15 protein-coding genes are annotated in these 12,751 nt (G+C 72.3%); 4 read left to right on the forward strand and 11 right to left on the reverse strand.

The features are described from left to right. Positions 1-34: 34 nt before the first annotated feature. On the forward strand, positions 35-823 hold the full coding sequence (locus F8A92_RS07815) for an arylamine N-acetyltransferase family protein (RefSeq protein ID WP_153504607.1): 789 nt from the start codon (positions 35-37) through the stop codon (positions 821-823). On the opposite strand, the gene F8A92_RS07820 is transcribed toward F8A92_RS07815, so the two are convergent. The 10 genes from F8A92_RS07820 to F8A92_RS07865 form a co-directional block, all read right to left on the reverse strand. Beyond that, the gene (locus tag F8A92_RS07820) at positions 752-1,297 is read right to left on the reverse strand and encodes an SRPBCC family protein (protein WP_153504608.1); all 546 of its coding nucleotides are present in this window, start codon (positions 1,295-1,297) and stop codon (positions 752-754) included. The genes F8A92_RS07815 and F8A92_RS07820 overlap by 72 nt on opposite strands. 147 nt (positions 1,298-1,444) lie before the next feature. Next, complete coding sequence (mnhG, locus tag F8A92_RS07825) at positions 1,445-1,882, reverse strand: monovalent cation/H(+) antiporter subunit G (RefSeq protein WP_153504609.1); 438 nt, start codon at positions 1,880-1,882, stop codon at positions 1,445-1,447. Then, positions 1,879-2,151: a monovalent cation/H+ antiporter complex subunit F gene (locus F8A92_RS07830; RefSeq protein WP_153504610.1), complete on the reverse strand. Its 273-nt coding sequence runs from the start codon at positions 2,149-2,151 to the stop codon at positions 1,879-1,881. Before F8A92_RS07830 ends, mnhG begins: the two co-directional genes overlap by 4 nt. Further along, positions 2,148-2,714 (reverse strand): Na+/H+ antiporter subunit E, encoded by a 567-nt coding sequence (locus F8A92_RS07835; protein ID WP_153504611.1) that lies wholly within the window; start codon positions 2,712-2,714, stop codon positions 2,148-2,150. Before F8A92_RS07835 ends, F8A92_RS07830 begins: the two co-directional genes overlap by 4 nt. Next, positions 2,714-4,357 carry a Na+/H+ antiporter subunit D gene (locus tag F8A92_RS07840; RefSeq protein WP_153504612.1) on the reverse strand — a complete coding sequence of 548 codons (1,644 nt, stop codon included), beginning with the start codon at positions 4,355-4,357 and terminating at the stop codon, positions 2,714-2,716. The genes F8A92_RS07835 and F8A92_RS07840 overlap by 1 nt, the downstream gene beginning before the upstream one ends. Next, positions 4,354-4,908, reverse strand: a complete 555-nt coding sequence (locus F8A92_RS07845; RefSeq protein WP_153504613.1) for a Na(+)/H(+) antiporter subunit C — start codon at positions 4,906-4,908, stop codon at positions 4,354-4,356. The genes F8A92_RS07840 and F8A92_RS07845 overlap by 4 nt, the downstream gene beginning before the upstream one ends. Beyond that, positions 4,905-7,661, reverse strand: a complete 2,757-nt coding sequence (locus F8A92_RS07850) for a Na+/H+ antiporter subunit A (protein ID WP_267130038.1) — start codon at positions 7,659-7,661, stop codon at positions 4,905-4,907. The genes F8A92_RS07845 and F8A92_RS07850 overlap by 4 nt, the downstream gene beginning before the upstream one ends. 62 nt (positions 7,662-7,723) lie before the next feature. After that, positions 7,724-8,059, reverse strand: coding sequence for an MGMT family protein (locus F8A92_RS07855; protein WP_153504615.1), 336 nt, complete (start codon positions 8,057-8,059; stop codon positions 7,724-7,726). Then, the gene (locus F8A92_RS07860) at positions 8,043-8,600 is read right to left on the reverse strand and encodes a DUF488 domain-containing protein (protein WP_228389290.1); all 558 of its coding nucleotides are present in this window, start codon (positions 8,598-8,600) and stop codon (positions 8,043-8,045) included. The genes F8A92_RS07855 and F8A92_RS07860 overlap by 17 nt, the downstream gene beginning before the upstream one ends. Before the next feature lie 10 nt (positions 8,601-8,610). After that, positions 8,611-9,066 (reverse strand): universal stress protein, encoded by a 456-nt coding sequence (locus tag F8A92_RS07865; RefSeq protein ID WP_153504616.1) that lies wholly within the window; start codon positions 9,064-9,066, stop codon positions 8,611-8,613. A gap of 180 nt (positions 9,067-9,246) precedes the next feature. Between F8A92_RS07865 and F8A92_RS07870 the strand changes: the two genes are divergently transcribed. The 3 genes from F8A92_RS07870 to F8A92_RS07880 are packed head-to-tail and all read left to right on the forward strand — an operon-like array spanning position 9,247 to position 12,261. Next, on the forward strand, positions 9,247-10,635 hold the full coding sequence (locus F8A92_RS07870) for a threonine/serine exporter family protein (RefSeq protein WP_153504617.1): 1,389 nt from the start codon (positions 9,247-9,249) through the stop codon (positions 10,633-10,635). A 10-nt stretch (positions 10,636-10,645) separates the two neighbouring features. After that, positions 10,646-11,920 (forward strand): threonine ammonia-lyase IlvA, encoded by a 1,275-nt coding sequence (gene ilvA, locus F8A92_RS07875; RefSeq protein WP_194291406.1) that lies wholly within the window; start codon positions 10,646-10,648, stop codon positions 11,918-11,920. Between the two features lie 59 nt (positions 11,921-11,979). After that, positions 11,980-12,261: a GNAT family N-acetyltransferase gene (locus tag F8A92_RS07880; protein ID WP_153504618.1), complete on the forward strand. Its 282-nt coding sequence runs from the start codon at positions 11,980-11,982 to the stop codon at positions 12,259-12,261. 119 nt (positions 12,262-12,380) lie between these two features. On the opposite strand, the gene F8A92_RS07885 is transcribed toward F8A92_RS07880, so the two are convergent. Beyond that, positions 12,381-12,701: a hypothetical protein gene (locus F8A92_RS07885; RefSeq protein WP_153504619.1), complete on the reverse strand. Its 321-nt coding sequence runs from the start codon at positions 12,699-12,701 to the stop codon at positions 12,381-12,383. Positions 12,702-12,751: the final 50 nt, after the last annotated feature.

Raw genomic sequence — 12,751 nt, forward strand, 5'->3', positions numbered from 1 at the left:
CCGTAGGCCCTCGGCGGGTGCAAGACTGAGGTGCATGAGCTCCTCGGACGTCGTACGCCGATATCTGGCCCGCCTCGACCTTCCCGAGCCGCCGCCGGTCTCGGCGAAGGGACTGCGCGCCGTGCACGAGGCGCACCTGCGGACCGTGCCGTTCGAGAACCTGTCGATCAACATGGGCGAGGACATCCCGCTGCGCCACCGGGCGTTCGCGGAGAAGGTCGCGCTGCGTCGCCGCGGCGGGATCTGCTATGAGCTCAACGGCGCGCTGTACTGGCTGCTGAAGAAGCTGGGCTTCGACGTGGTGCTGGGCTCGTGCCGCGTGTGGGCCGACGGGAGGCTGACGCATCCGGGTGATCACATGATCGTGCTGGTCACCCTCGACAGCCGCAGCAGCGACGTGCGGATCGCCGACGTCGGCTTCGGCGCGCACGCCGTGAAGCCGCTGAGGCTGGGCGAGGTGGGCGAGCAGCGCGACAGCACCGGGACGTACGTCGTACGGCCGGTCGGCGCCGGCGGGTTCGACGTCCTGCACGACGACCGGCCCGTGTACCGCATCGAGCCCGGGCACCGGTCGTTGGAGGACTTCAAGGCGGTGTACTGGTGGCAGCGCACGTCGCCGGAGAGCCGCAACACGCAGCGCACCGTGTGCTCGCTGCCGACCGACGACGGCCGCATCACGCTCAGCAACAACGAGCTGACCCGCACGGCCGGCGGCACCAAGGAGGTCCGGGAGCTGGACGACGCCGCGGTGCTAGCCGCCTATCACGACTACTTCGACATCGTGCTCGACCAGGTCCCGCGGCCGAGGCTGCCGCCGGCCTGAGGGCGGCAGCAGCAGCCGCAGCAGCCGCGCGTACGCCGACCCCCGCGCCGGCCTGTGCACGCGGCCGCCGACCGCGCGTTCGAGGTTGTCGAGCAGCTCCTCGATCAGCGCGTTGTGCAACGGCCGGACGACGAGGACCCACGCGATGCGCAGCCGACGGCTCGTGCGCGCCTCGAGGGTGTGCCGGACGACGCACGCCAGGCCGTCGGGGTGCACGACGAACCGGTGCTCGCCCTGCATCCCCTTCGGATCGGTGAACCGGAAGACGATCTGGCGCTCGCACGCCGACTCCACCACGTAGCCGATTCGGCCGTGGCCGCCGGCCGAGCCGACCACCGGGCCGCGGTCCAGGCGCAGTGCGGGCCAACGGTCGGCCGGCCACACCGGATCCTCGGCGGTGCCGAGCGCGTCCAGGACGCGCCGTGCCAGCGGAGCCTGCACGGGCAACCGGCGAGTGTGCGTGTTCGTGATCATGACGGTGTCCTTCCGTGGCCCGTCATCCAGCCTGCCCGGCGGACGGCGTCGGCGAATCAGCCCAAAGGGTGATTCGCGGGTCCTCCCCAGGGACGACTCGACCCGCCCATCGCGTTCCCTCGGCGACTGCCGACGCGCGGCTCGCGATCAGTCGCGCTCGGGATCCGTCGCGTCGCCCGGCGGGCCTTCGCGCGGCGCGCCGCCCCGCCGCGGGCTCTCGGCCGTGCCGGCGTCGCGCTCGGCGCGTTCGAGGGCGTCGGCGAGCTCGTCGAAGTCGAACTGCTCACGATGCACCAGGCCGGCGCGGTAGGCGGCGCGGCTGAGCATGTGCGCGGACACCGGAGCGGTGAGCGCCTGGGCGATCGCCACGAGCAGCAGGGTGCCGAGCGCGTTCCAGGTGCGCAGCGTCAACGCCAGCCCCACCAGGATGAGCAGCAGCCCGAGGGTCTGCGGCTTGGTCGCGGCGTGCATGCGCAGGTACAGCGACTCGAAGCGCACCAGGCCGATCGCGGCGATCAGCGTGAGGAGCGCACCGCACAGGATCGCCACCGCGCCCGCGACGTCCAGGGTCGTGGCCCAGCTCATCGGCCGCCCCCGCTCTCGCGGTCGACGAGGAACCGCGCGACGGACACCGCGCCCAGGAAGCCGATCAGGCTCAGCGCGACGAGGATGGGCAACGCGGAGACCGACCGGGTGGCGACGACCACCACGGCGAGGCCGCAGACCACCACCACGACGATCACGTCGGAGGCGAGGATGCGGTCGGCGTTCGAGGGCCCCTTGGCCATCCGGACCATGGCGATGAGGACGGCGAGCACCAGGATGACGATGGCGATCACGTAGACGACGATCATCGGTCCGCCTCCTCGACGAGCGCGATCTCCTCGGCGGTGCCGATCGCGCGGACCAGCCGGCGCTCGATCGCCAGCACGGCCCGGCGCTGCTGCTCCAGCGTCACGGCGTCCACGGCGTCCACGTCGTGCACGAACAGCACGCCCGCGCGCCGCCGCGCCTCGATCACCACCGAGCCGGGCACCAGCGCGACCTGCACGGCGACCAGCGTCAGGTACAGGTCCGAGCGGGTGCGCAGCTGCACCGCCACGATCGATCCACGGGGTGGGTCGGAGCGGCGCAGCGCGAACACCGCGACGTGGATCGCCGCGCGCACCAGGTCGCCGAGGAACCGCGCAAGCAGCGCGGCGACCCGCAGTGGCCGCGGCCGGCCGAAGTACACGATCGGCGGCAGCGGGAACACGAACGTGACCAGGAACCCGACCAGCAGGCCGTTGATCAGGTTGCCCCACGACAGCCGGTCCCACATCAACGTCCACACCACGGCGATCGCTATCGCGGTGCGCGGCTGGAAGCCACCTCGACGGGTGGTCCGGGTCGCGCGGCTCGAGGCGTCCACGCTCATCAGCGCACCCCCGCGGGCAGCACGGCGTCGATGTAGGGGGTGCGCTGCAGCATGTCGCGGGCGGCGTTGTCGGCGTAGCCGAACATCGGGCCCGCGAGCAGCGTGATCGCCAGGCTGACCACGATCATGGCGGTCGCGGCGCCCATCATCGCGGTCGGCAGCGCCCGGCTCGGGGTCTCCCCGGCCCGGCCGGTGTCCTCCTCGTCGTCGAGCGCCTCGGCCGGCTCCCGCGCGGAGAGGTCGTACTGCAGCACGACGCCCTCGCGTCGCGCGGCGGCCTCCGGGTCGAGGTCGGGGCGGCGGGCCATCACCGACGCGAGCGCCTCGCTCGGCGTCCGCCAGAACGCCTGCGACCACGTCTTGGCCATCACGTAGAGGGTCAGCAGGCTGGTCACCAGCATGCCGGCCACGAGGACGTAGGCCAGCGGCGTGCCCAGGCCGACGGCGGCCTGCAGCAACCCGGTCTTGGCGATGAAGCCGGACATCGGCGGGATGCCGCTGAGGTTCATCGCGCCGGCGAAGAACAGGATGCCCAGCGCGGGGGAGATCGCGGCCAGCCCGCCGAGCTTCTCGAGGGACGTGGTGCCGCTGGCCCGGTCGATCAGCCCCGCCACGAGGAACAACGCCGTCTGGATCGTGATGTGGTGCGCGACGTAGAACACCGCGCCCGACAGTCCCGCTCGGTCCGCGAGCGCGACGCCGAAGATCATGTAGCCGATGTGGCTGACGAGGGTAAAGGACAGGATCCGCTTGATCCCGGTCTGCGCCACGGCGCCGAGGATGCCGACGACCATCGTCAGCAGCGCCACCCACATCAGCGGCGTCGTCAACGGCGAGTCCGGGAACAGCAGCGTCTGGGTGCGGATGATCGCGTACACGCCGACCTTCGTCAGCAGCCCGGCGAACACCGCCGTGACCGGTGCCGGGGCGGTCGGGTAGCTGTCGGGGAGCCAGGCGGACATCGGGAAGACCGCGGCCTTGATCCCGAAGACGGTCAGCAGCAGGATCTGCAGCACCAGCGCGACGTGCGGGTCGATGTCGCGCAGGCGGAGCGCGAGCTGCGCGAGGTTCGTGGTGCCGGCCGCGGCGTACACCGCGGCGATCGCGACGAGGAACAGGAACGACGACAGCAGGCTGACGACGACGTACGTGGTGCCGGCGCGGATGCGCGGGCCGAGGCCGCCGAGGGTGAGCAGCACGTAGGAGGCGAACAGCAGGATCTCGAAGCCGACGAAGAGGTTGAACAGGTCTCCGGCGAGGAACGCGTTGGAGACGCCGGCGGACAGCACGAGGTAGGTCGGGAAGAACACCGTCAGCGGGGTGTCGCCCTCCCCGTCGGCGATGCCCTGCCCGATCGAGAAGACCAGGACGACCAGCACCACGATCGAGGAGACGAGCAGCATCAGGGCCGTCAGCCGGTCGGCGACGAGCGCCACCCCGAGCGGCTCCTCCCACGCCCCGAGCCACAGTGCCAGCGGGCCGCCGTCGGCGGTGATCAGGATCAGGGCGGTCGCGACCGCCACGGTCGCCAGCAGGACCGCGAAGCTGACGATGCGCTGGGCGCGGGCGGAGCGGCGCAGCACGAGGCACAGCGCGGCGCCGAGCAGCGGCAGCAGCACCGGCAACGGCAGCAACCAGGTCATCGCGGCGTCGCCTCCCCGCCGCCGTGCTCGGCGGCGGACGTCCCGGCCCGCGCGCCGCCCGTCTCGACCGGGACACCGGCCGCCTCGTCGACGGCGTCCGGGTCCTCCTCGGCGTCGGTGGTCGTCGAGACGTCGGTGTCGTAGGTCTCGGAGGTCTGGTCCTCCTCGGCGAGCCGCTGGACCAGCGCGTCCTCGGCGTCGTCGGGGACGTCGTCGCTGCCGGTGAGCTGCCACTGCCGGTACGCCAGCGCCATCACGAACGCGACGGTGGCCAGCGAGATGACGATCGCCGTCAGCACGAAGGCCTGCGGCAGCGGGTCGCTCATCTCGCTCGCCGGTCGCTCACCGAGCAGCGGCGCGCCCTTGGCCTCGCCGCTGATCACGAGGTAGAGCAGGGCCACCCCGTTGCTCATCAGCACGATGCCGAGCAGCAGACGAGCCAGCGAGCGTTCCAGCAGCAGGTAGACGCCGGTCGCCACGAGCACCGCGACGACCACGATGAGCGTCAGGTTGGGGCGCAGCGTCGCTGCTCCGTCGGCGAGCGGGCTCATGCGGCCGCCTCCTCTCTCTGGCGGTCGACGCCACTGCCGAGGCTGCGTCCGATGTCCAGCAGCAGACCGATGACGATGAGGTATACCCCGATGTCGAAGAACAGGGCGGTCACGAGGTGGACGTCGCCCCAGACCGGCAGGTGGAAGTCGAGCACCGTGGTCTGCAGGACGGTCCCGCCGAAGGCCAGCGGCAGCAGCGCCGAGGCGACGACGACGAACAGCCCGATCCCGACGAGCAGGCCGGCGTCGATGGGCGCGGCCTCGTCGAGCTCGTACCGACCGCCGGCGAGGTAGCGCACCAGCAGTGCGAGACCGGCCACCAGGCCGCCGGCGAAGCCGCCACCGGGATGGTTGTGCCCGACGAACAGCAGGTAGAGCGAGAAGGCGACGACCACGTGGAACAGCAGCCGGGTGATCACCTCGAACATCACCGACCGGCGTTCGGGTCGCAGCGCGCGGTCCCCGGCGGCCCGGGCGAGGCGCGCGTTGCGGGTCCGCACGAAGACCAGGCTCGCGACCCCGGTGGCGGCGACCACGAGCACCGACACCTCGCCGAGGGTGTCCCAGGCCCGGACGTCGACCAGAGTCACGTTGACCACGTTCTTGCCGTGCCCGAAGGCGTACGCCGCATCCGGCAGCGCGACCGAGATCGGCAGCGCGACCCGGGCGCCGGTCGCGACGATCGCCACGATCGCCACGGTCACGCCGGACGCCGCGGCGAGCGCCATCCGCCAGTACCGGCTGGCGCGCAGCGGCCGTCCGCTGAACCGGCGCGGCAGCCGGCGCAGCACGAGCACGAACACGACCAGCGACACCGTCTCGACCAGCATCTGCGTCAGCGCGATGTCCGGCGCCCCGTGCAGCAGGAACAGCAGGGCGCAGCCGTATCCGGTGACGCCCACGAGGATCACCGTCTTGAGCCGCTTGCGGGCCCGCGCGGCGAGCACCGCCGCGACGATCATCACCAGCGCGATCGCGCCCTGCCCGGGCGTGTCCCACAGCACCGGGTCGACGTCGGCCAGCGCGAGCAGCCCGGCGCCTCCGGTGGCGGCCACGACGACCAGCAGGATGGTCGCGAGGTAGATCGGCAGCGAGCCGCGTTGGCTGATGGCGGTCGCCTCGACCGAGCCGCGCTCGACGGCGCGGATCACCCAGTTGTAGGACCGTTCGCCGTCCACCAGCGCAGGCACGCGGTCCTGCGCGCGGGCGACGCCGTCCCGCCACCGGAACAGCCCCAGCCCGAGCGCGAGCGAGACCAGCGACATCGCCAGCGCGCCGGTGAACCCGTGCCACAGCGGCAACCGGGAGTACGGCGCGTCGTCCGGCAGGGTGCCGGCGTACGGCGCGATCATCGCGCTGAGGCTGCCGCCGAGGAAGCCGAGCACCAGTGAGCAGCCGGCGATCAGCACCGGCACGGCCACGAACGGCGCGGCGGGCCGCGTGATCGCGCTCGGCTCGACCCCCGGCTTGCCGGCGAACGCGCCCCACAGGAACCGCGCGGTGTATGCGACGGTCAGCACCGACCCGGTGAGCAGGACGAGGGCGAGCAGCACGCCGGCGCCACCGAGCGGCGCGGCGATGCTCGCCAGGGCCGCCTCGAAGGCGGCCTCCTTGGCGACGAACCCGAGCATCGGCAGCACGCCGGCCATCGACAGCCCGGACAGCACTGCCACGACGGCGAGCAGCGGCATGCGCCGACCGAGGCCCGACAGCTCGCGCAGGTCGCGGGTGCCGGTGGCGCGGTCGATGATCCCGACGGTCAGGAACAAGGTGCTCTTGAACAGCGCGTGCGCCATCACGAGGGCGACGGCGGCGAGGGCGGCGGCTCGCGTGCCGATGCCGGCCATCGCGGTCAGGAAGCCGAGCTGGCTGACCGTGCCGTAGGCCAGCAGCAGCTTGATGTCGTGCTGGCGAAGCGCGCGCCAGCCGCCGACCAGCATGGTGAACGCGCCGAGGCCGATGGTGATCGGCCGCCAGCCCGGGTAGCCGCCGAAGACCGGCGCGAGCACCGCCACCAGGTAGATGCCGGCCTTCACCATCGCCGCCGCGTGCAGGTAGGCGCTGACGGGTGTCGGGGCGGCCATCGCGCCCGGCAGCCAGAAGTGGAACGGGATCTGCGCGGACTTGGTCAGCGCCCCGACGAGCATCAGGATGGCGGCGGTGGCGAGGACCGGGGTCGCCGGCGGCCTGGCGGCGACGAGCTCGCTGATCCGGTAGCTCGCGCTCTGGCCGATCATGATGATCCCGGCCAGCATCGCCAGGCCACCGAACGTCGTGACGAGCAACGCCTGCATCGCCGCGCGACGGTTGGCCGAGCGCACCGGGTTGTGGCCCACCAGGAGGTAGGAGAAGACCGTGGTCAGCTCCCAGAACACGTAGAGCATGATCAGGTCGTCGCTCAGCACGAGGCCGAGCATCGCGCCCGCGAAGAGGGTGAAGACCGCGCCGATCCGCCACAGCGTGGTGTCGTCGCGCCGGAAGTACCAGGCGCAGTACACCAGGATGAGCGCACCGACACCGGTGACCAGGAGCGCCAGCACCCACTGCAGGCTGCCCATCCGCAGTGCGAGCTCGATGTCGAGGGACGGGATCCAGCGCACCCGCTCGGTGACCGCCTCGCCGGCGCGCACCGCGCCGGTCTGTGCGACGACCCACCCGAAACCGCTGGCCGGGGCGAGCGCGAGCGCCAGGAACGCTCGGCGGCCGAGCCACCGGCTGAGGGCTGGAGCCAGGACGCCTGCCACAAGATGCACGAGCAGCAGGACAGACAACGACAGGCCCCTCACGGGTCGGTGCGGACCAGTTTACCGAATTCTCACAGCCCGGCGGTCGGCTCGGCGGCGGTGGGCGTCGGCCCGCCGGGACCCCGGCGGCGGTCGTCGCGGAGCTCCGCCCAGCTCACCTTCGCGCCGGCGAACGGCACCCGCTCCTGCCGGAGGAGCTCGGCGGCCCCGCCGTCGTGGCAGGTGGCCGGCGAGCCGTCGGCGAACACGATGCGCCACCACGGGATCTCGTCGGTGATGGTCGCGACGATCCGCCCGACATGGCGCGGATGCAGCCCAGTCGCCCGGCCGATCTCCCCGTAGGTCATGACGGCCCCGGCGGGGATGGCGTCGGCGACGGCGCGGACACGCTCACGGGCGGCCGTCATCGCGGTCGTCCTCCTTCGGGTAGCTGATCTCCTCGCCGTCCACCCGGGCGAACGGAGTGAGCGCGGCCTCGCGGGTCAGCGTCTCGGACATGATGTCGAGCACCTCGACGCCGCGGACCAGCAGCGCGTCCGTGATCAGCCGCCGGTGGCAGCGCCACGGCACGGCCTCGCTGCACATGATCGCCGGGACGTCGTCGGCGGCGGCCTGCAGCAGCCTGCGCAGCCCGGCGTGGAACTCGGGGGTCGCCATGTAGTCGGCGTAGCTGCGGAAGGCCTTCACCCGCCAGCCGTCGTTGGCGCTGACGACGCCGGCGGGCGTGTGCCTGCGGCCGCCGAGCTCCCGGATCCACTCGTAGCCCATCCGGTCGCCCAGCGACGCGACGATGGCGTCCTGGTTCCACTGCGGGAAGGCGCGCGACGACGGGTACGAGCGGACGTCGACCAGCCGCGTGACGTCGTTGGCCTGCAGCATCGCCAGCACCTCGTCGAGGTCCCGGGTCGAGTGCCCGATCGTGAAGACTCGCGTGGGCCGGCCGGCCACGGCGAGCCGGCTACCGGTCGTGCTTGGCGCGGGCCTCGTGCTTGCCCCGGATGACCACCACCGGGCACTCCGCGTGCGCGACGACGTGCTGGCTGACCGACCCGAGCACCAGCCCCGTGAAGCCGCCGTGGCCGCGCGAGCCGACCACGACCAGGTCGGCGTTCTTGGAGGCCTCGGTCAGCAGGTAGGACGGATGGCCCTGGTCGACGATCCGCTCCACCGCACCGGCGGAGTCGCCGAGCGCCTCGGTGAGGGCCTCCTCGAGGGCCTGGGTGGCGTTGGCCTTCCAGTCGACGGCGTCCTCACCGCCGAACGCCACGCCGTACGACGCGGGAATGGACCAGGCCGTGACGGCGACGACGGTGCTTCCCGTGAGCGCCGCCTGACCGGCTGCCCAGCGAATGGCGTCGATCGATGCCGGCGATCCGTCGACTCCGACGACGATGCGACCCGTGCGGTCGGTCATGGCCTGCCTCCCTGCGTGTGGTTTCTGCTTCACCTTCACGATAGCCCCGCCACGCTGGGCATCTGCGCGCGAGGCACCCGTGGGGCGAGGGCGGCCGCGGTCGGCGATCGGGCCGCCACGGCGGCGCGAAACGGCCCTCGGGTGGCCGGTGCGCCGGCGGCCTGCGGCACAGTGGAGGCCGTGAAGAACAGATGGCTGATGCGGGCCGCCGACTCGATCCGGCCGCGGGTCGCGCAGCAGGAGACCGGGGACGGCGAGACGGATCTCGAGCGGCTGACCGAGCGGCGTGTCATCGATCTGGCGATGCGGGTCGCCGAGACGATGCTGACCGTCGGCGCGTCGGTCAACGACGTCACCCTCGCGGCGCTGCACATCCTGAAGCGGTACGGCGTGCATCCCGCGCACGTCGACGTCACCTACACCTCGATCACCGTCTCCTACTACCGCGGCCCGCGCGAGGACCCGCTCAGCGTCACCCGCGTCATCCAGGCGCGGACGACCGACTACACCCGCCTGCAGCGGCTCGCCGAGCTCACCTCGCGGATCGACGACGGCTTGGGGCTCGACGAGGCGCGCGCCCAGTTCGCGGGGATCAGCGCCGCCCCGCATCCCTACCGCCGCGCGGTCGTCACGCTGGCCAACGGCGGGATCGCCGGCGGCGTCGCGATCCTGCTCGGCGGCCAGCCGCTGATCGTGCTGGCGGCCGTGTTCTCGACGATCCTGATCACTGTGCTGCAGCACTCGCTGGGCAAGCGGCTGCTGCCGACCTTCTTCACCCAGGCGCTCGGCGCGCTCATCGTCACCGGCATCACGATGGTCATGACGGCGCTGGCGAAGGACCACGGCTGGTTCGGCGAGGTCCGGCCGTCGATCATCGTCGCCGCGGGCATCGTCGTGATGCTCGCGGGGATGTCCGTCGTCGGCGCGGCGCAGGACGCGATCGACGGGCACTACGTGACGGCCGGGGCCCGGGGCCTTGAGGTGGTGCTGCTGACCCTCGGCATCGTGATCGGGATCGCCGCCGGCCTGCGGCTGGGCTCGCGCGTCGGCTACGGCTTCCTGCTGTCGACCTCCGCCCCGAGCCTCGGTTCGCTGCAGGAGCAGCTCGTCGGCGTCACGGTGATCGCGGCCAGCTACGCCGTGGCGACGTACGCCGGGGCCCGCGCCGTCCTGCTCGCCGCCGCCATGGGGCTCATCGGCTGGGGCTTCTACCTGCTCGGCACCTGGGCGCAGCTCGGCCCGGCGGCCGCGAACGGGCTGGGCGCTCTCGCCGGCAGCTTCATCGCAGTGCTGATCAGCCGGTGGCTGCGGGTGCCCGCGCTGGCGCTGACCACGGCCGCGATCGTGCCGCTCGTGCCCGGCGCGACCATCTTCCGCGGTCTCCTGCAGCTGATCGACGCCAACGGCGCGCCGTACGACATGATGAACGGCGCGTCCACCCTGCTCGCCGCCGCCGGCGTAGCGGTCGCCATCGCCGCGGGCGTCTCCCTCGGTGCCTGGTTCGGCCGCCCGACCCGCGACACGATCACGATGGCCGCGCGCCGGCTGCGCCGGGACGGCGCTGCGTAGCATCGGGTGAGTGACCGACGCTCCTTCGCCGCATCCCGTAGAGGCCCCGCCGACGGCCGCCGACGTGGCGTACGCCGCCGCACGGCTGCGCACCGTCGTACGCCAGACCGCCCTCGAGCCCAGCGAACGGCTGAGCCGCCAGGCCGGCGTGCCGGTGCTGCTGAAGCGCGAGGACACCCAGCTGTGCCGGTCGTACAAGGTGCGCGGCGCGTACAACTTCATCTCCTCGCTGTCGCCCGAGGAGCGGCGCCGCGGCGTCGTCTGCGCCAGCGCGGGCAACCACGCGCAGGGCGTCGCGTACGCCTGCCGCGAGCTCGGCATCCACGGCAAGGTGTTCCTGCCGACCAACACGCCGCGGCAGAAGCGCCGGCGCATCGAGCAGATCGGCGGCGAGTGGATCACGCCGGTGATCGTCGGCCGCTCGTACGACGAGGCGAACCGCGCGGCGGTGGCCGACAGCCGCGAGACCGGCGCACTGTTCGTGCACCCCTTCGACGCGCCGCGCACCATCGCGGGACAGGGCACCGTCGCTGTCGAGATCCTCGAGGCGCTGCCGGAGGTCGACACCATCGTCGTGCCGGTCGGGGGCGGCGGGCTGCTGGCGGGCGTCTGCCTGTGGGTGCGGGAGAACCGGCCGGGCGTGCGCATCGTCGGCGTCGAGCCGGCCGGCGCGCCCAGCATGCAGGCCGCGCTGGACGCGGGCCTCCCGGTGGCGCTGCCCGAGATCGACACCTTCGTCGACGGCGCCGCGGTCGGGCGCGTCGGCGACACGTCGTTCGCCGTCGCGGCGGGGCTCGTCGACCAGATCGTGTCGGTGCCCGAGGGCGCGGTCTGCACCGAGATGCTGGAGCTGTACCAGAACGAGGGCATCATCGCCGAGCCGGCCGGCGCGCTGGCGTCGGCCGCGCTGCGCGGCTACCTCGACCACCGCCCGGAGGGGCCCGTGGTGTGCATCGTCTCGGGCGGTAACAACGACGTCTCCCGGTACGCCGACATCCTGGAGCGCTCGCTCATTCACGAGGGCCTGCGGCACTACTTCCTGGTCACCTTCCCGCAGGAGCCCGGCGCGCTGCGCGGCTTCCTCACCGACGTCCTGGCCGAGGGCGAGGACATCGTGCTGTTCGAGTACGTCAAGAAGAACAACCGCGAGACCGGACCGGCGCTCGTCGGCATCGAGATCGACGACGCCGGCGGGCTGCCGTCGCTGCTGGAGCGGATCGCCGCCAGTCCCCTGCAGATCGACCGCGTCCAGCCCGGCACCCCGCTGTCGGGGTTCCTGCTGTAGCGAGGGGCGCCCCATCACGCCGTCGGCGGCCGACGCCCGCGCGGGGCTAGCCTGGCGGCATGACGATCGACGTGCGCAAGAACGCTGAGCTCCACCGGTACGAGGCCGTCGCCGACGGCGACACCGTCGCCGGCTTCGCGGAGTACAAGGAGAACGGCGACACCGTCACGTTCACCCACACCGAGGTCGACGACGCGTTCGGCGGCGAGGGCGTCGGTGGGCAGCTCGCGAAGGTCGCGCTGGATCAGTCCCGCAGCGACGGCAAGCGCGTCGTCCCGCTGTGCCCGTTCATCAAGGGCTACATCGAGAAGCATCCCGAGTACGCCGACCTCGTCCGCTGAGGATCCGCCGCCACCCGGCGTCCGACAGCGATCTGCGGGGCAGCCGGTGACGGTAATGCCCCCATACCGTCACTGACTGCCCCGCAGATCTCGGTCCGCTCGCCGGCGGACGTCGTTCGCTACCCCCCGAGCGGCGGCTTCGTCGGGTTGCACGCGTCGCCGGGGCTCGGCACGATGCTCTTGTACCCCTGCGAGACGAACTGCCCGTAGCTCTGGGTGCCGTGGATCGTCAGCCAGTCATCGTTGAAGCCCGGCGGGTTGTTCTCGATCGAGTCCGGCGCATCGAGGCCGGAATAGACGCATTCCGACTTCGCATGGGCCGGCCCTTGCGTGGATCCGTAGTTGTTGCCGGTGTACTCCCCCGCCCAGGCGGTCCCCCCGAGACCGATGACCAGGCCTGCCGCGAGCCGAGGCCCGTTACTGCTCGTCGCATGTCCCACCTCTTTCCCGCCGCCCCCCACGAACGGCTAGTTCGGATGCTAGACCCGGC

Origin of the sequence: Cumulibacter manganitolerans (genome assembly GCF_009602465.1) — a bacterium.
In the GTDB taxonomy this organism is placed as follows: Bacteria; Actinomycetota; Actinomycetes; order Mycobacteriales; family Antricoccaceae; genus Cumulibacter; species Cumulibacter manganitolerans.

Bases quoted from the DNA above. Each gene is read 5' to 3' on its own strand.
- F8A92_RS07865 (WP_153504616.1), bottom strand. From the start codon at position 9,066: ATGACCGACCGCACGGGTCGCATCGTCGTCGGAGTCGACGGATCGCCG.
- F8A92_RS07855 (WP_153504615.1), bottom strand. From the start codon at position 8,059: ATGACGGCCGCCCGTGAGCGTGTCCGCGCCGTCGCCGACGCCATCCCC.
- F8A92_RS07840 (WP_153504612.1), bottom strand. From the start codon at position 4,357: ATGACCTGGTTGCTGCCGTTGCCGGTGCTGCTGCCGCTGCTCGGCGCC.
- F8A92_RS07815 (WP_153504607.1), top strand. From the start codon at position 35: ATGAGCTCCTCGGACGTCGTACGCCGATATCTGGCCCGCCTCGACCTT.
- F8A92_RS07880 (WP_153504618.1), top strand. From the start codon at position 11,980: ATGACGATCGACGTGCGCAAGAACGCTGAGCTCCACCGGTACGAGGCC.
- mnhG (WP_153504609.1), bottom strand. From the start codon at position 1,882: ATGAGCTGGGCCACGACCCTGGACGTCGCGGGCGCGGTGGCGATCCTG.
- F8A92_RS07820 (WP_153504608.1), bottom strand. From the start codon at position 1,297: ATGATCACGAACACGCACACTCGCCGGTTGCCCGTGCAGGCTCCGCTG.
- F8A92_RS07835 (WP_153504611.1), bottom strand. From the start codon at position 2,714: ATGAGCGTGGACGCCTCGAGCCGCGCGACCCGGACCACCCGTCGAGGT.
- F8A92_RS07845 (WP_153504613.1), bottom strand. From the start codon at position 4,908: ATGAGCCCGCTCGCCGACGGAGCAGCGACGCTGCGCCCCAACCTGACG.
- F8A92_RS07830 (WP_153504610.1), bottom strand. From the start codon at position 2,151: ATGATCGTCGTCTACGTGATCGCCATCGTCATCCTGGTGCTCGCCGTC.